Source organism: Aeromonas sp. 96A (genome assembly GCF_051919165.1).
Taxonomy (GTDB): domain Bacteria; phylum Pseudomonadota; class Gammaproteobacteria; order Enterobacterales; family Aeromonadaceae; genus Aeromonas; species Aeromonas veronii.
This window is the reverse complement of sequence record NZ_JBQBFE010000001.1, coordinates 942,586-958,727: the sequence shown is the minus strand read 5'-3', so window position 1 is coordinate 958,727 and position 16,142 is coordinate 942,586. Positions and strand designations below refer to the sequence as shown.

Genomic DNA, 16,142 nt, shown 5'->3' with positions numbered 1-16,142 from the left:
TATCACGATTTGCAAAGATTCAAGAGCGGAGCTCGTCATGGCTGAAGTAGTACTCAACAACGTTCGCAAAAATTACGATCCGGCTGTTCACAAGGACACCCTGCGCAACATCAACCTCTCCATCAAGGAGGGCGAATTCATCGTCTTCGTCGGCCCGTCCGGCTGCGGTAAATCCACCCTGCTGCGGATGATCGCGGGTCTGGAAGACATCACCAGCGGTGAGTTGACCATCGGCGGTCGCTACATGAACGACGTGCCGCCGGTAGAGCGCAACGTCGGCATGGTGTTCCAGTCCTACGCCCTCTATCCGCACATGAACATCTACGAGAACATGGCCTTTGGTCTGAAGCTCAAGAAAATGGACAAGGAGAACATCCACAAGCGGGTGATGCGCGCCGCCGAGATCCTGGGTCTCGAGCCGCTGCTGGACAGAAAGCCCAAGGCGCTCTCCGGTGGTCAGCGTCAGCGGGTCGCCATCGGTCGCTCCATCGTGCAGCAGCCGCAGGTGTTCCTGTTTGACGAACCGCTCTCTAACCTGGATGCCGCGCTGCGGGTCAAGATGCGGATCGAGATCGCCAAGCTGCACAAAGAGCTTAACTCCACCATCATCTACGTGACCCACGATCAGGTGGAAGCGATGACCCTGGCCGACAAGATTGTGGTGCTGAGCCCGCTCAAGGCCGAAGCTGCCACCAACCTGGAACAGTTCGGTTCACCGCTGGATCTCTACCACAACCCGGACAACAAGTTCGTGGCGGGCTTCATCGGCTCTCCCAAGATGAACTTCCTGGCGGGCGAGTTGCTGGAGATTGGAGATCAGGAGTGCCTGGTCAAGTTGACCTCTGGCGATACCGTGCGTGCCCGGGTCGATGCCCGCAGTGGCGCTGTGGGTGACAAGGTGGAGCTGGGCATTCGCCCCGAGCACCTGATGCCGCTGGATCACCCCCATGCACACAGCAAGGTGAGCGGGATCGTGCAGGTGGCCGAGCACCTGGGCGCCGAGTCCTTCGTTTATATGGATGTGGATGGTCACGACTTTACCGTCAAGGCCACCTCGGATGTGGATGTGGCGACCGGTCAGACCTACAGCGTGGGTATCCCGGCCGAAGCCTGCTACCTGTTCGATGCCAAGGAGCAGGCGTTCCCCCGTACCGCCAAATATATCCGTACCTGATTTTTTTGTGCCGGTTTTCCTTTCTTAATAATCAATGCCTTTTTGCCGGTCGTCAGACCGGCTTTTTATTGCCTGCGATTTGAACATGCAGATAGGCAAGGTAACCCGGTTCAAGCCTCGAGTTCGGCGGTAATATCGGGCACAAAGGTCTGGCTGGCCAGCGGCGGGCGCTCATACCCTTCGGTCTTGATGGGGGGGAGCTTGATAGGCTCGTAGTGGATCGCCTCGTAGGGTACCTTGCTCAGCAGATGTGCAATGCAGTTGAGGCGGGCACGGCGTTTGTCATCTGCCTCCACCACGAACCAGGGACAATCCTCGGTGTCGGTGTAGGTGAACATGTCATCCTTGGCGCGGGAGTATTCCACCCAGCGTGACCGGGATTGCAAATCCATCGGGCTGAATTTCCAGCGCTTGATGGGGGTGTTGATCCGCTCTTTAAAGCGCTTCTCCTGCTCCTCGTCACTGACCGAGAACCAGTATTTGATCAAGGTGATGCCGGAGCGGATCAGCATCCGCTCAAACTCGGGGCAGGCGCGCAGAAACTCGCGATACTCGGCGTCGCTGCAAAATCCCATCACCCGCTCGACTCCGGCCCGGTTGTACCAGGATCGGTCAAACAGCACCATCTCGCCAGCGGCGGGCAGGTGGGCCACATAACGCTGAAAGTACCACTGGGAGCGCTCCCGATCGGAGGGGGCGGGCAGCGCCGTGACCCGGCAGACCCGGGGGTTTAGCGGCTCGGTGATCGCCTTGATGACGCCCCCTTTACCGGCGGCGTCCCGTCCCTCGAACAGCACCACCACCTTCAGTCCCTCCTGCTTGACCCACTCCTGCAGCTTGACCAGCTCCTCCTGCAGATGGGCGAGGTGGTGCTCGTAGCACTTCTTGTCCAGACGCGGCCGCTTCTTGCTCTTCTCCTTCGCCATGGGCTTCTCCTTTTGGCATCCTTTCATGGGTGACTTCTTTGAGTCACTGTCAGCTTGCACCAGGGAGGCGTCACCTGCCAAGGGGGACGTGATACACTGCCCGCCCATCGCTGGCAACAGGAGATAACATGAAGCATTTTATGGAGATAGCGGGCCGCCGGATGGCCTATCTGGATGAAGGGCAAGGGCCGGTACTGCTGTTTGGTCACAGCTACCTGTGGGATAGCGCCATGTGGGCGCCGCAAATCGAGGCGCTCAAGGGCAGCTATCGCTGCATCGTTCCCGAGCTGTGGGGCCACGGCGATTCCGACCTGCTCCCCGAAGGTGGCTGCACCCTGGCGACTCTGGCGCGGGATCACCTGGCGCTGCTCGATGCCCTCGGGGTTGACGAGTTCGTGCTGGTGGGCCTCTCCATCGGCGGCATGTGGGGTGTGGAGCTGGCGCGCATGGTGCCAAACCGCCTCAAGGGGCTGGTGCTGATGGACAGTTTTGTCGGCCTGGAACCGCAGATCACCTGCGAGCGCTACCTCGGCATGCTGGCGATGATCGAGCAGCTTGGCACCATCCCGGCGCCCATCGTCGAACAGGTAGCGCCGCTCTTTTTTGCCAATCAGCCTGATGATGCGCTGATGAGCGGTTTCAAGGCGCGCCTTGCCGCCTGGCCAAAGGATAAGATTGCCGCCATGGTAGCGGTGGGCCGCAGCTTTGTGACCCGCGAAGATCGTATCGAGTGGCTGGAGGAGATCACCACTCCCGCGCTTGTGATGACAGGCTGCGAGGACAAGGCCCGTCCGGTGCTGGAGGGCTATCTGATGGCCGAGGTGCTGGGTTGCCCGTTCAAGGAGATCCCGGCAGCTGGCCACATCTCGTCGCGGGAAAATCCGGCCTTCGTCAATCAGCAACTGACCGAGTTTCTGGCGGCGCTGTAAGCCTGAACTGGCAGCTTGAGCAGGCTGTACTACCAGCCTGATGATGGCCGTGAAAAAGGGAGCCGAGGGCTCCCTTTTGTTTGGTCGCGTCTCACTGTTCAAGACTCATAACTGTTACCAGATATAGCCCAGCGCAAAACCCGCATAAAGTTCGCCATCGTGCTGGACGATGGGGCTGTTTTTGATGTCCCGATCATACCATTCGTAGTTCATGGCAAACATGCCAATCCAGTTGGGGCTGAAGCGGTAGCTGGTGATGAGGGCCGCCATTGGGGATAGGGTGGTACCGGTATCCCAAGCGGGCCGCTGAGCGGTTGCCTCGCTCTCGGAGATGCCGCCGAAGTAGTAGTTGGCCATCTTGTCGCTGCGCAGCATCAGCCCCATCCCCGGCATGATCAGCAGGTTGTCGCGCAGGATGGGGAAGTCGGCCCACAGCAGCAGCTCCTGCCCCTTGCTGCGGCCGGTGACATCGCTGTTGGCCCGCACGGTCAGCAGGGCATAGGGGATGATGATGTTGCCACCGATCCCGCCTTCCAGCTGCCATTTTCGCTGCTCCATACCACTGAAAGCGGGCGAGTCCTCGGGATCCAGATTGCCAAAACGGACCCGACCATAGCCGTAGAGGGCCACGTTATCATCCTTGTGGAAGTAGTAGCGGGCCCGATCCCCCAGAAACATGAACTGGTCGCCAAAATAGATAAAGCCCGGGATGGCGTAGAGGGCGTTGTCCTGCGCTTCATAACGGGCCTGTCCCCCAATGAGCGCTGCTCCGACGACAAAGCCCTGTGGCACCGGGCTGGTAGGGCTGTCGCTGGTGAGCAGATCCATGGCGCCAAGATCGATATCGGCGCGGACGGGCATGGCGGCAGCGAGGAGCAGGGCCGTCAGCCCTGCCGCTCTGATTTGACGAAAAAAGGTCATGGACACTCCGTTGTCACGATTGCAGGGGAAGCAGGTTATTTTGCGGCACCGGGCATCTCTTCACGTTTTGGCCAGGCATTGATCACCGCCTTGACCAGGGTGGCGAGGGGAATGGCGAAGAAGACTCCCCAGAATCCCCACAAGCCGCCAAAGACCAGCACGGCGATGATGATGGCCACCGGATGGAGGTTGACCGCTTCCGAGAAAAGCACCGGCACCAGTAGGTTGCCATCGAGGGCCTGAATGACCAGATAGGCCACCATCAGCCAGGCAAACTCCGGGGTGAGCCCCCACTGGAACAGGGCGACCATGGCTACCGGTACGGTCACCACGGCGGCGCCGATATAAGGGATCAGCACTGAGAAGCCGACCGCCACCGCCAGCAGCACCGAGTAGCGCAGTCCCATCAGGGCGAAGGGGACATAGGTGGCGATGCCGACGATGAGGATCTCGATCACCTTGCCGCGGATGTAGTTGATGATCTGGTTGTTCATCTCGACCCACACCCGGTTGACCAGGGTGCGGTTGCGCGGCAGGAAGCGGCGCAGGCTGCCCATCAGTACCCGCTTGTCTTTGAGCATAAAGAAGACCATCAGCGGCACCAGAATAAGGTAGATCATGATGGCGACCACGTTGACCAGCGAACTGAGGGAGGCGCTTACCAGATGCTCGCCGCCACTGAGGATGCGCTGGCGAATATTGTCGATGACGGTCTCCACCAGACTGACGTCGATGAGCTCGGGGTATTTGTCAGGCAGGGTGCGCACATAATCCTGAGCGTGGGTCAGCATGGCCGGCGCCTCTTTGGCCAGATTGATCCCCTGACTGACCAGTGTCGGGATAAGACCCAGCAAGGAGGCGACTGCTACCGCAATAAAGAGGATCAGAATGACGCTGGTGGCCAGGGTGCGCGACAGCCCCGCTTTTTGCAGCCGGGCGACCGGCCACTCCAGCAGATAGGCCATTACCAGCGCCACCAGCAGGGGGGCCAGCAGATCGCCAAACAGCCAGATGATGGTGAAGCAGAACACCAGCAACAGAAAAAGGGTAACGGCATCGGGATCGGAAAAACGGGTCTGATACCAGCGCTTCAATACTTCTAACATGACGGCATCCTTACATCACTGGGGCTCAAGATGGCTGTGTCGCCCCGACAACCAACTGCAAAGAGAGGGTATTGTCCGGTTGTTGCTGCATCTCGACATGGTGGCCCTGACGGTGCAGATAGGCCGGAATATCCTGCCGGGAGCCCGCATCGGCCAGCCGGATGGTGACGGTTTGACCGCTTTTGGCCTCCCTTAACCAGAGCTTGAGCCGGATCAGCGGCTCGGGGCAACGCCAGGGGGTCAGGTCGAGAATTTCCATGGGGGCTCCATCAGGCAGGTGGCCGCTATTATGGCCGTGATAAGAGCATGAAACAACGCTTGTAGCCCTTGATGGGCAAGGGTATTCTGCCGAGGCCCTTTCTGATGGAGATAGAGATAACGTGGCACGTTTTTCCCCCCTGATGGCATCGCTTCCCCTGCTGGCTTCCCTGATGGGCGCCACGTTTCATGCCGAGGCCAACAATCAGCTTCCCGACATCGGCACGGCCGGTGTTGCTGCCCTGCCCATCGAGCAGGAAGTGCGTTACGGCAACGCTTTTATGCGCTTTGCCCGTGCGGGTCTGCCGATCATCGATGATCCAGTGCTTAGCCAGTACATTGACGATCTGGGTCAGCGACTGCTGACCAACGCCGATGGGGTACGTTTCCCGTTTACCTTCTTCCTCATCAATGATCCCAGCATCAACGCGGCCGCCTTCCTCGGCGGGCGGGTCAAGGTGCACACTGGCCTCTTCCTCTACGCCGACAGCGAGAGTGAGCTGGCCTCGGTACTGGCCCACGAAATCACCCACGTGACCCAGCGCCATATCGCCCGTTATATGGAGGCGCAGGCGAGCAGCTCGGCGGTGACCCTGGCCGGTCTGGTGGGCTCCATCGCGCTGGCGGTGATCAACCCGACTGCCGGTATCGCTGCGTTGCAGACTACGCTGGGCCTCTCCATGCAGTCGGCCATCAACTACACCCGCGACAACGAATATGAAGCGGATCGCATCGGTATGAAGACGCTTTATGATGCCGGTTTCGACCCTATGGGGATGGCCAACTTCTTCCAGAAACTGGCTGCCGAATACCGTTACGCCAGCAAGCCGCCGGAAATGCTGCTCACTCACCCGCTGCCGGAGACCCGGATCAGCGAGGCCCGCGCTCGGGCGGGCAGCTATGGCCGCCGCGACTTGCCGCCCAGCCTCGACTTCTGGCTGGCCAAGGTGCGGATTCAGGTGCGTTTTGGTACCGATACCCCGCAGGGGCTGCTGAGCTACTTCGATAGCCGGATCCAGAAGGGGGATTACCCGCTCAAGGATGCCGCCATCTATGGCAAGGCGCTGGCGCTGATCCAGCTCAAGCGCACAGATGAGGCGGATACCCTGATGCAGGAGCTGGCGGCCCGTCATCCGGAAGATCTCTTTATCGTCGATGCCCAGACCGACATCGATCTGGCCAAGGGGCGCAGTGCCCAGGCCATCGCGCGCCTCGAGAAGTTCCGCAGCCGGATGCCGGATAACGAAGTGGTGGTGGTCAACCTCGGCAACGCCTACCTCGAGAGCGGCAACTACAAGAAGTCCATCGCCATCCTCGACCCCTATGCCCGTGCCCATGAGGAGAACAATTTGGCCTGGAACCTGCTGGCCGATGCCTATCGCAAGGCGGGCAGAATGACCGAGCTGCATATGGCGCGGGCCGAGATGCTCGCGCTGCGCGGCGATTATCAGGCGGCCATCGACGAGCTGATCGTGGCACGCGGTACCACCAGCGACCGGATGACCCTGGCTCGTCTGGAGGCGCGCATCACCGAGCTGGAGCGGGCCAAGAAGGATCTCGACAGCCTCAAGGGCTAACGAAACCTATCAAACAAGGGCGCACTATGGTGCGCCCTTGTTGTTTATGGCGGTGGCGTTGATGTGGGGGACGGTGATAGCAGCGATGGGCTAGTGACTCAGGCTGCTGGCGGTCGCCTTGAGCATCTCGATCTGCTGCTGGTCGAGCTCGCCGATCAGCGTCTGCTTGAGCTTGCCCTCGCTATCGAGCAGATAGCTGGTGGGCAGGCCGCTTGGGCGAGGGAAGGGGAGCTTGGCATCTTCATTGGCAATAAGGAGCGGCACCTTGATGTGGTACTGGGCAGCCAGCCTGTCCAGCTTTGCTGGCGTGGTCGGGTCGTAGTTGATGGCCACCACGGCGATCATTCCCTCCGCCGCCAGCCCGTTGAGGCGCGGCATCTCCCGCAGGCAGGGGGCGCACCAGGGGGCGAAGTAGTTGACCAGCAGCGGCTTGCCGGCAAAGTGGCTCAAGCTGATCGGCTGTCCTTTGGCATCGGTAAATTCGGGGGCGGGTGTGCAGGCGCCCAGCAGGCCCGCCACAATCAGCCAACAAATTCGTTTCAATTCCTTTCCACTGCCGCTTACCCTGACCATCACTTTCCCCTACAATAGCGCCGTTTCTTGTCCCATCTTGCGATTAATCAGGGAGTTACCATGAGCGAGACCCAAATCTACCACAATCCGCGCTGCTCCAAGAGTCGCGAAACCCTGGCGCTGCTGGAACAGCACGGGATCGCCCCTGATGTGGTGCTCTATCTGGAGCAGGCCCCGAGCGAAGATGAGATCCGCAACCTGCTTTCTCAGCTCGGTTTTAGCGATCCCCGCCAGCTGATGCGCACCAAGGAGGAGCTTTACAAGGAGCTGGGATTGGCCGATGTCAGCGGTGATGCCCTTATTCGCGCCATGCACCAGCATCCCAAGCTGATCGAGCGCCCCATTGTCATCAAGAATGGTCAGGCCCGCATTGGTCGCCCGCCGGAGCAGGTGCTGGAGATCCTCAAGTGAGCACCCGCTTCGCACGTTGGCTGACTCTGGTCGGCTTCTTTGGTCTGCTGTGTTGGGTCATCCTCTGGCATCTGTGGCTGTCGCCCCATCCGGACCTCAACCCCTGGCTGCTGCCGGTGATCTGGACGGTGCCGCTGCTCTTCCCTCTCAAGGGGATAGTGCAGGGCAACCCCTACACCCACGCCTGGGGCAACTTCGTGTTGATGCCCTATTTCCTCCACGCCCTCACCCTGATCACCACGGATGAGGGGGAGCGGTGGCTGGCGGTGGTGGAACTGCTGTTCACCACTCTCGCCTTTGTCGGCACCATCTATTACGCCCGACTGCGTGGTCGCGAACTTGGCTTAAGCATTCGCAAAAAGAAAGACGAAGCCAACTGATGACAAACGCCCCGCAAGGGGCGTTTTTTATGGGGAAGCTGCTCTATCCAGAGGGATCACTGTGCCCCTTGGGCTGCCCGATATTGGGCCAGCTGCTGCTGGCTAAAGGCCATCAGCTGGGGATAGAAGCGCAGAAATCCCGCCTCGCATGTTTGCCACTGCGACTCATCCAGGGTCAGCAGCGCCTCTCCCAGTTGTACCGGGCGGCGCAGTCGGCGACCTATGCCATTCAGCGCTTGCCCCAGCCCCTCCCTGTGGCGGTAGGAGGCGATCCAGTTCTGCTCGGCCATCCGCTTGAGGGGAAGCGGCAGTCCATCCGGCAGGCGTGGGTGATCCGCCAATAGCTGATCATAACTGCGTTGCAGGAAGCGGGGCAGGGGTTCGGTACTGAACAGCCCCCAATGCTGGCTCAGCCAGTGGTCGTAGATCATATCCACCACTATGCCACCAAAGCGGCGCCAGGGGGCCTCGAAACAGGCGACGGCCGCCTTGTGCTCTGGGTGGCTGTCGGTGAAGGCATCAATTTTGCGGTGTAGCCAGATCCCCTCATCGAAGTGGGCGGCAAGCCCCGTGGGCAGCGTGCCTTTGACGAAATCGCCGAGCAGATTGCCGGTGAGGGAGCTTCGGGTGTGGGCAGCCAGATGGAGATGGGCCAGAAAATTCATCGGTCGCTGTGGGTCTGTTATGGGATGGCAAGGTGCTTCGAGCCTAACGGATCCCGCCTGCCTTGACCATGATCGGGATTTTGCTACTGCCTGGCGGCTGCCTCTTGCCGGGCAAAATTCGGGCGTGCTAAGGTGATGCCATCTTTGTCACAGGACGCGACAAACCACCATGATGCGCAAAGCCAGAGGCTTTTTTCTGGCCTTCTACTTCAAGCCTTTCTATCTCTCCGAGTGGTTCGACGAATAGATCGAACCTCTGGAGCAGTTCACTGACGCCCGCTCGGGCGTGATCTCGCTCATCCAGATTTTGCCGCTTTTGGTCATCGCATGCATTCGCCTGCGGTGCCTTGTCCGCGCCTGTGCGCTTTTTATGTAATGGAGTACACATGATGAAGATCAGACTGACCCTCTCAGCCCTGTTTGTTGCCAGCCTGCTGGCCACCCCCGCCATGGCCAAGGAGTGGAAAACCGTGCGCTTCGGGGTGGAGGGGGCCTACCCGCCCTTCTCCTGGACCGATGCGTCGGGCGAGATCAAGGGGTTTGATATCGATCTCGCCAACGCCCTTTGTAAGCAGATGGCGGTCAAGTGCGAGTTGGTGGCGCAGGATTGGGACGGCATGATCCCGGCCCTGCTGTCGCGTAAATACGATGCCATCATCGCCGCCATGTCGATCACCGACGAGCGGCGCCAGAAGGTCGATTTCACCGAGAAATATGCCCATATTCCCAATCGCTTTGTGGCGGCCAAGGGGACCGAGCTGACGCTGACCCCGGAAGGCATGGCGGGCAAGCGCATCGGGGTGCAGCGTGCCACCACCCACGATAAGTACCTGACCGACAATTTTGGCTCGAATGTCACCATCGTCCGTTACGGCAATGCCGATGAGGCCTATCTCGATCTGAAGGCGGGTCGGGTGCTGGCCCTGCTGGCCGATGCCTCTGCCATTGAGCAGGGGCTCCTTGGCAAAGAGGGGGGCGACAAGTTCGATTATGTGGGGCCCGCCCTGACCGATCGCCAGTGGTTTGGTGATGGCATGGGGATCGCCGTGCGCAAGAGCGATAAGGAGCTCAAGGGCAAGCTGGACGAGGCGATCAAGGCCCTGCGTGCCAATGGCACCTATCAGCAGATCAACCAGAAGTACTTCAAGTACGATATATATGGTGGTTGACGGGGGGAGGGAGCTTGCTCCCTCTCTTTTCATTGGGCAAGCGACAATCGTGCAAGGAGGATCGCCATGTTGACCCTGATCGAGGGAGCCGAGATCTTCAGCCCCACCCACCTTGGCCAGCAGGATCTGCTGGTGACCGATGGCCGTATCGCCTGGATGGGCAAGGGGTTGACGGTGCCCGCAAACTGGCCGCTGCACAGGGTCGATGGTCGTGGCCGCTATCTGGTGCCCGGACTGGTGGATCCGCTGGCCCATATCACCGGCGGCGGCGGTGAGGGGGGCTTTGCCTTTCGCACCCCGGAGCTGGCGGCGAGCGAGGCGCTCAGGGCCGGAGTCACTACCCTGGTGGCGGCGCTTGGCACCGACAGCCTGACCCGCACTCCCGCGCAGGTGCTCGGCAAGGTGCGCGAGTTTCGCGCCGCCGGGGTGAGCGCTTTTATGTATACCGGCTCTTACCATCTGCCGGTCAAGACCCTGACCGGCACGGTGGAGTCGGACATCATCCTGATCCCCGAGGTATTGGGGGTGGGGGAGGTGGCCATCAGTGACCACAGATCCAGTGCGCCGACCCACGACGAGCTGGCCAGGCTTGCCAGCGAGGCGCGGGTGGCCGGGCTGCTTGCGGGCAAGAGCGGGGTCAGCTTCTTCCACGTCGGGGATGGCAAGGGGGCATTGGCGCCCCTGCGGGCCCTGCGCGATGAGACCGACATTCCGCTGCGCCAGCTCTATCCCACTCACTGCAACCGCAACCCCTGGCTCTTTGCCGAGGCCGTCGAGTGGGGCAAGGCGGGAGGCTGGGTAGATCTCACCACCTCGAGCTTTCCCGATCTGCTGGAGGATGGCGAGCGGCTTGCCGCCGATGCACTCGTCGAGCTGTTGGCCGCCAGTGTGCCTGCCGAGCGCATCACCTTTAGTTCGGATGCCAACGCCAGCCTGCCGCGCTTTGATGGCGAAGGGCGCCTAATCGAGATGCGCTGCGGTCAGATTGCCAGCCTGTGGCAGCAGTGCGTGCGCGCGACCCAACTCGGTGTCTCGCTGGAGAGGGCATTGGCCGCGGTGACGAGCAATCCGGCGCAGGCGCTGGGACTCGGCAGCAAGGGGCGTATCGGGGTCGGGCAGGATGCGGATCTGCTGCTGGTGCACGACCGGACGTTTGCTATCGAAAGGGTGATGAGCGGCGGCCTGTGGCGCGAATAAGGCTGCGGGCAATATCGCAGCCAGTGCGAGTGTGTGGTTGCTCCAAACAGCCAAAGCCCGACAACAAGGTCGGGCTTTTTTATCTGCAATGTGGGAATCAGGCTTAGATCGCCAGAAATCCGAGGATCAGGATGGGGCCGAGCAGGCTCAGGATAAAGCCGGAGACAATGGCCACCGGCACCACCTGAATGCCCCCTGATTTCTGGATAACCGGCAGGGTGAAGTCCAGCGCCGTGGCGCCGCCGTAACCGATGGCCGCCGAGGGGTGGCGTCGCATCAGGACCGGGATGATCAGAATGGCGATAAGCTCGCGCCCAAGATCGTTGATAAAGGCAGCAGAGCCGAGCACCGGCCCCAGTTTGTCGGCCACCAGAATGCCGGAGAGCGAATACCAGCCGAAGCTCGAGCTCATCGCCAGACCATGGGCAAAGGGCATGCCCAGCAACTGGGCCGCCAGCAGGCTGCCCAGCCAGCTGCTGAGGATGACGGTGGCGGCTATCTTCATCCCCCAGGGGTTGAGCAGGATCTGGCGCAGCCGCATGCCAGAGTTGCGCATCTGCACCCCGATGAGAAACAGCAGCAGCATCAGGGCCCACTCGCTCCACTTGTCGATGGGCAGTGCGCGCAGATCCACCAGCAACCCGAGCAGCACACCGCCGAGCACCACAAAGCAGAGCTGCAGGGATTCCCACAACAGGTGTAGCTTGCTCGGCATCTTGGTATCACTCGCCTCGTGGGTCGGCGGCGTGCGCTTGTCGAGCCACCAGAGGGCCAGCAGGTTGCAGAGCGTGATCGCGGTGAGCATCACCCCGGCGACCTTGAAGATCACCGCCAGATTGCTGCCCAGGTTCTCCACATAGGCAAGCCCGAGCCCCATCAGAAACAGAATGAGGTAGACCATCTTGCCCAGACTCTGGTTGACCAGCTTGATCAGCCGGGCAGAGGAGAGGGGAATCAGATAGCCGATTGCCAGTGGCAACAGGATCAGCAACACATTGAGCAGCATCGAGGCCTCGATCACAAAAACTGATAAAAACACCACCTTATCATTACTTATTGGTTCTGTGTCACATATCTATCGCTTTCATGGCCGAAAACAGCCCTTTTGGGGGCGGATTGTTACTTTTTTGCCACAACCTCTCTGCTTGATAAGGTTCTGTGCGAGCCCGAGTGCACCAATGAAATCAAGTCGATCCGATCGGGGGGCCGATATTTCGCTCGGCAAGGGGGTGCATAAAGCCATTTTGGTGCCGGTTTGGCACACATCACGCTTTTCTCTTGCCACTGATATGATTGGGGTATAAAAAGGCGGTATCGGAATAGCCATTGAAACGGCTGTTTATGCAAACAAAGTGCTGAAAAATACGTGATAGTCGAATAAAAATAGAGCGATTAACCAGGATCCCCGCGTTCCATATTGTTTTTTCACTATCCGGGTGATATTTTCGCTGAAGGTTACCATCGGTTAAATTTTTGTTAAGTTGGCGATGGTGGAGTCACGCCCCTGCGGCGTCTAGGGACAGACAAGGTTGTAATGGATGAGCGACGTTGCCGCACTGGAAGTACGTGATCTGCACAAATATTTTGGCACCCACGAAGTGCTCAAGGGCATCGACATGACCGCCCACAAGGGGGATGTGATCTCCCTTATCGGCTCCTCCGGCTCGGGGAAGTCGACCTTTCTTCGCTGTATCAATCTGCTCGAAACCCCCTCATCCGGCACCGTCTCGCTCCATGGCGAGCTGATCCGGATGAAAACCAGCCGCGCCGGCGAGCGGTTGCCCGAGGATATGCGTCAGGTGGAGCGGATCCGCAGCCGGCTGGCCATGGTGTTTCAAAGTTTCAATCTCTGGTCACACATGACCATCATGCAGAACATCATCGAAGTGCCAATCCAGGTGCTCAAGGTGCCTCGCGCCGAAGCACTGGCCAAGGCAGAGCAACTGCTCAACCGGGTTGGACTCTGGGAGCGGCGTGACTACTATCCCGGCCACCTCTCCGGTGGTCAGCAGCAGCGGGCCGCCATTGCCCGTGCGCTGGCGGTAGAGCCCGAGGTGATGCTGTTTGACGAACCCACCTCGGCGCTGGATCCCGAGCTGGTGGGGGAGGTGCTCGGCCTGATGCGCGAGCTGGCCGAAGAGGGGCGCACCATGCTGGTGGTGACCCACGAGATGTCTTTTGCCCGGGATGTATCGAACAAGGTGATGTTTCTGCATCAGGGGCGGGTGGAAGAGGAGGGCAACCCCAAGGAGATTTTCGCCCATCCCAAATCCGAGCGGTTCAAGCAATTCATCTCCTCCATCTACTGATGGCGGGATGCCTGGTTACCCAATCAACTGTTTTATCAAGGAGAGATACATGAACAAGCTGATGCTGGCGACAGCCGTAGTTACTGCCCTCACGTCCGGTAGCCTGATGGCCAAGGAGTGGAAAGAGGTCCGGATCGGGGTTGAGGGTGCCTATCCCCCCTTCTCCTGGACCGAGCCCAGTGGCGAGGTGAAAGGCTTTGATATCGACATCGCCAACGCCCTGTGCGAAGAGATGAAAGTGAAGTGCACCCTGGTCAAGCAGGACTGGGACGGCATCATTCCGGCGCTGCTGTCGCGCAAGTTTGACGCCATCATCGCCACCATGGACATCACCGAAGAGCGCAAGAAGAAGGTGGACTTCACCCAGAAGTACCAGCACATTCCGGCCCGCTTTGCCGCCAAGAAGGGCACTGACGTGCAGCTCGACAAAGCCTTTATGGAAGGCAAGTCCGTCGCGGTGCAGCGTGCGACCTCCATGGATACCTTTATTACCGACAACTTCCCCAACGCCACCATCAAGCGTTACGGCACAGCCGATGAAGCCTATCTCGATCTGAAATCCGGTCGTGTGGACTATGTGCTGGCCGACTCTGCCGCCATCACCGACGGTCTGTTCAAGAAAGAGGGCGGTGATGCCTTTGAATTCGTCGGCCCGAAACTGACCGATCCCAAGTGGTTTGGCGAGGGTGCCGGTATTGCGGTGCGCAAGGCTGACAAGGATCTGAAAGAGAAATTCAACGCCGCCATTCTGGCGCTGCGTGCCAACGGCAAGTACAAGGAAATCAACGACAAGTACTTCGAGTTCGACGTATACGGCGAGTAAGTCCAAAGACGTCTACGACAAGTAACGACAGGTTGATCCCGTCAGTAGTCATCGGGCCCGTCACCTCCCTGAGGGAGTTTACGGGCCCGCATTGATTGCAATGGAGCTGCACATATTTCATTCGGACTGCTATGGAGCCTTCTGGTTAGCAGGTGCGTGAAGATTCAGTGGCGATGGAGCTGCATATGTTTGATTTGAAAGGATACGAAGCCTCGCTGCTGGAGGGCGCCTGGGTCACCCTGGAAGTGGCGCTGGCCTCCCTGCTGCTGGCGTTGCTGCTGGGGATGCTGGGGGCGCTGGCCAAACTCTCTCCCTACAAGTGGGCCAGGGCCATCGCCACTGGCTACACCACCATCATTCGCGGCATCCCCGATCTGGTGCTGATGATGCTGCTCTTCTTTGGCGGCCAGGTGCTGATCAACGGCATCTGCACCTGGGTCAACGAGACTTACAACAGCTGGTTACTGGAGAGTAATCCCAATCAGGAGTGGGTCTCCCTGCTTCCGGACTATATCGACATCAGCCCCTTTGTGGCCGGTGTCGCGACCATCGGTTTTATCTTCGGCGCCTACATGACCGAGACCTTTCGCGGCGCCATTCTGGCGGTGGACAAAGGCGAGCTGGAGGCAGCACGGGCCTTTGGCATGCGGGCAACCCAGGTGTTTGTGCGGATCCTCTTCCCCCAGATGATGCGCCACGCTTTGCCGGGGTTTGGCAACAACTGGCTGGTGCTGCTGAAAACCACCGCGCTGGTCTCCATCATCGGCCTTGATGACATGGTGCGCAAAGCCTCGCTGGCGGCGGGCTCGACCCAGCAACCCTTCACCTTCTACATGGCGGTGGCGTTGATCTTCCTGATCTTCACCGCAGTCTCCACCTCGGCGCTCAAGTGGGCCGAGCGTCACTATGCCATCAAGACGAGGTAAGCCATGGATTTCTCAATCATTCTCAAAGAGTGGCCCACCTACTGGGAGGGGCTCTATACCACCGTCTGGCTGGTGGCCCTCTCTCTGATCCTTGGGTTGATGCTGGCGGTGCCCATGGGCATCCTGCGTAATAGCCGCAACTGGCTGATCAAGGGGCCGATCTGGGCCTATATCTACTTCTTTCGCGGCACCCCGCTGCTGGTGCAGCTCTTCATCATCTACTACGGCGCCGCCCAGTGGGAGTGGCTGAAGAACAGTGCCGCCTGGTCGCTCTTCTCCGAAGCCTGGTTCTGTGCGCTGCTGGCTTTCACCCTCAATACCGCCGCCTATACCGCCGAGATCGTGCGCGGGGCGGTACACAATATGCCGCGCGGCCAGATTGAGGCTGCCAACGCCTTTGGCATGACTCGCTGGCAGACCCTGACCCGGATCATTTTGCCCAACTCGTTTCGTCGGGCACTGCCGGCTTACAGCAACGAGGTGATTTTCATGCTGCAAGGCTCAGCGGTGGCGGGCATCATCACCATCGTCGATCTGACCGGCGCGGCGCGGATCATCAACTCTCGCTACTACAGTCCGTTCGAGGCGTTTTTGACCGCAGGGCTGCTCTATATGCTGCTCACCTTTGTCATCGTCTGGCTGTTCAAGAAGTGGGAAGCGCGCTGGCACGCCCACCTGCGCCCGCGTAATGTGTAAGGGTTGAGCTGCCAAGATGAGCGAAAATGGCCCCGCCTGTTGCAGGCGGGGCCATTTTTTATCTTTATCCTCCGCCTGTCCGGTTTGCCAAATGGCGGATGA

The 16,142-nt window shown here is 59.8% G+C and carries 18 protein-coding genes; 11 read left to right on the top strand and 7 right to left on the bottom strand.

Translation table 11 applies throughout. The features are described 5' to 3' along the window. Window positions 1–37 precede the first annotated feature (37 nt). The gene (locus ACTG2W_RS04370) at window positions 38–1,174 is read left to right on the top strand and encodes an ABC transporter ATP-binding protein (protein WP_106842994.1); all 1,137 of its coding nucleotides are present in this window, start codon (window positions 38–40) and stop codon (window positions 1,172–1,174) included. A gap of 110 nt (window positions 1,175–1,284) precedes the next feature. On the opposite strand, the gene ppk2 is transcribed toward ACTG2W_RS04370, so the two are convergent. Further along, on the bottom strand, window positions 1,285–2,100 hold the full coding sequence (gene ppk2 / locus ACTG2W_RS04365; RefSeq protein WP_005361444.1) for a polyphosphate kinase 2: 816 nt from the start codon (window positions 2,098–2,100) through the stop codon (window positions 1,285–1,287). Between the two features lie 128 nt (window positions 2,101–2,228). On the opposite strand from ppk2, the gene ACTG2W_RS04360 reads away from it, so the two are divergent. After that, window positions 2,229–3,029, top strand: coding sequence for an alpha/beta fold hydrolase (locus ACTG2W_RS04360; protein ID WP_106842993.1), 801 nt, complete (start codon window positions 2,229–2,231; stop codon window positions 3,027–3,029). A gap of 114 nt (window positions 3,030–3,143) precedes the next feature. On the opposite strand, the gene ACTG2W_RS04355 is transcribed toward ACTG2W_RS04360, so the two are convergent. Genes ACTG2W_RS04355 through ACTG2W_RS04345 form a run of 3 tightly spaced genes read right to left on the bottom strand, consistent with a single transcriptional unit; the run spans window position 3,144 to window position 5,315 of the window. Then, window positions 3,144–3,950, bottom strand: a complete 807-nt coding sequence (locus ACTG2W_RS04355) for a MipA/OmpV family protein (RefSeq protein WP_106842992.1) — start codon at window positions 3,948–3,950, stop codon at window positions 3,144–3,146. A 35-nt stretch (window positions 3,951–3,985) separates the two neighbouring features. Next, window positions 3,986–5,056, bottom strand: coding sequence for an AI-2E family transporter (locus tag ACTG2W_RS04350; protein ID WP_005333851.1), 1,071 nt, complete (start codon window positions 5,054–5,056; stop codon window positions 3,986–3,988). A gap of 25 nt (window positions 5,057–5,081) precedes the next feature. Further along, window positions 5,082–5,315, bottom strand: a complete 234-nt coding sequence (locus ACTG2W_RS04345) for a sulfurtransferase TusA family protein (protein WP_106842991.1) — start codon at window positions 5,313–5,315, stop codon at window positions 5,082–5,084. 121 nt (window positions 5,316–5,436) lie between these two features. Here ACTG2W_RS04345 and ACTG2W_RS04340 point away from each other — a divergent pair, with 121 nt between their 5' ends. Then, the gene (locus ACTG2W_RS04340; RefSeq protein WP_005333848.1) at window positions 5,437–6,891 is read left to right on the top strand and encodes a beta-barrel assembly-enhancing protease; all 1,455 of its coding nucleotides are present in this window, start codon (window positions 5,437–5,439) and stop codon (window positions 6,889–6,891) included. A gap of 90 nt (window positions 6,892–6,981) precedes the next feature. On the opposite strand, the gene ACTG2W_RS04335 is transcribed toward ACTG2W_RS04340, so the two are convergent. Continuing rightward, on the bottom strand, window positions 6,982–7,464 hold the full coding sequence (locus ACTG2W_RS04335; protein WP_106842990.1) for a TlpA family protein disulfide reductase: 483 nt from the start codon (window positions 7,462–7,464) through the stop codon (window positions 6,982–6,984). A 60-nt stretch (window positions 7,465–7,524) separates the two neighbouring features. Here ACTG2W_RS04335 and arsC point away from each other — a divergent pair, with 60 nt between their 5' ends. Beyond that, entirely contained in the window at window positions 7,525–7,875 is a 351-nt protein-coding gene (arsC, locus tag ACTG2W_RS04330) for an arsenate reductase (glutaredoxin) (RefSeq protein ID WP_106842989.1), read from the top strand. Next, window positions 7,872–8,255 carry a DUF2069 domain-containing protein gene (locus ACTG2W_RS04325; protein ID WP_103251542.1) on the top strand — a complete coding sequence of 128 codons (384 nt, stop codon included), beginning with the start codon at window positions 7,872–7,874 and terminating at the stop codon, window positions 8,253–8,255. The genes arsC and ACTG2W_RS04325 overlap by 4 nt, the downstream gene beginning before the upstream one ends. A 56-nt stretch (window positions 8,256–8,311) precedes the next feature. Here the strand turns inward: ACTG2W_RS04325 and ACTG2W_RS04320 are convergent, their stop codons facing one another. Further along, the gene (locus tag ACTG2W_RS04320; RefSeq protein ID WP_106842988.1) at window positions 8,312–8,920 is read right to left on the bottom strand and encodes an ACP phosphodiesterase; all 609 of its coding nucleotides are present in this window, start codon (window positions 8,918–8,920) and stop codon (window positions 8,312–8,314) included. A 386-nt stretch (window positions 8,921–9,306) separates the two neighbouring features. Between ACTG2W_RS04320 and ACTG2W_RS04315 the strand changes: the two genes are divergently transcribed. Beyond that, on the top strand, window positions 9,307–10,089 hold the full coding sequence (locus tag ACTG2W_RS04315) for an ABC transporter substrate-binding protein (RefSeq protein WP_101529955.1): 783 nt from the start codon (window positions 9,307–9,309) through the stop codon (window positions 10,087–10,089). A gap of 66 nt (window positions 10,090–10,155) precedes the next feature. Next, window positions 10,156–11,286: a beta-aspartyl-peptidase gene (gene iadA, locus ACTG2W_RS04310; RefSeq protein ID WP_042053116.1), complete on the top strand. Its 1,131-nt coding sequence runs from the start codon at window positions 10,156–10,158 to the stop codon at window positions 11,284–11,286. Between the two features lie 103 nt (window positions 11,287–11,389). Here iadA and ACTG2W_RS04305 read toward each other — a convergent pair whose 3' ends face one another. Then, window positions 11,390–12,292 carry a lysine exporter LysO family protein gene (locus tag ACTG2W_RS04305; RefSeq protein ID WP_042053229.1) on the bottom strand — a complete coding sequence of 301 codons (903 nt, stop codon included), beginning with the start codon at window positions 12,290–12,292 and terminating at the stop codon, window positions 11,390–11,392. A gap of 532 nt (window positions 12,293–12,824) precedes the next feature. On the opposite strand from ACTG2W_RS04305, the gene ACTG2W_RS04300 reads away from it, so the two are divergent. From ACTG2W_RS04300 to ACTG2W_RS04285, 4 genes are all read left to right on the top strand, one after another. After that, on the top strand, window positions 12,825–13,595 hold the full coding sequence (locus tag ACTG2W_RS04300) for an ABC transporter ATP-binding protein (protein ID WP_005337310.1): 771 nt from the start codon (window positions 12,825–12,827) through the stop codon (window positions 13,593–13,595). A 49-nt stretch (window positions 13,596–13,644) separates the two neighbouring features. Continuing rightward, window positions 13,645–14,418 (top strand): ABC transporter substrate-binding protein, encoded by a 774-nt coding sequence (locus tag ACTG2W_RS04295; RefSeq protein WP_440016067.1) that lies wholly within the window; start codon window positions 13,645–13,647, stop codon window positions 14,416–14,418. Between the two features lie 185 nt (window positions 14,419–14,603). Then, entirely contained in the window at window positions 14,604–15,344 is a 741-nt protein-coding gene (locus tag ACTG2W_RS04290; RefSeq protein WP_005352911.1) for an ABC transporter permease, read from the top strand. A gap of 3 nt (window positions 15,345–15,347) precedes the next feature. Then, entirely contained in the window at window positions 15,348–16,040 is a 693-nt protein-coding gene (locus ACTG2W_RS04285) for an ABC transporter permease (RefSeq protein WP_005337302.1), read from the top strand. Window positions 16,041–16,142: the final 102 nt, after the last annotated feature.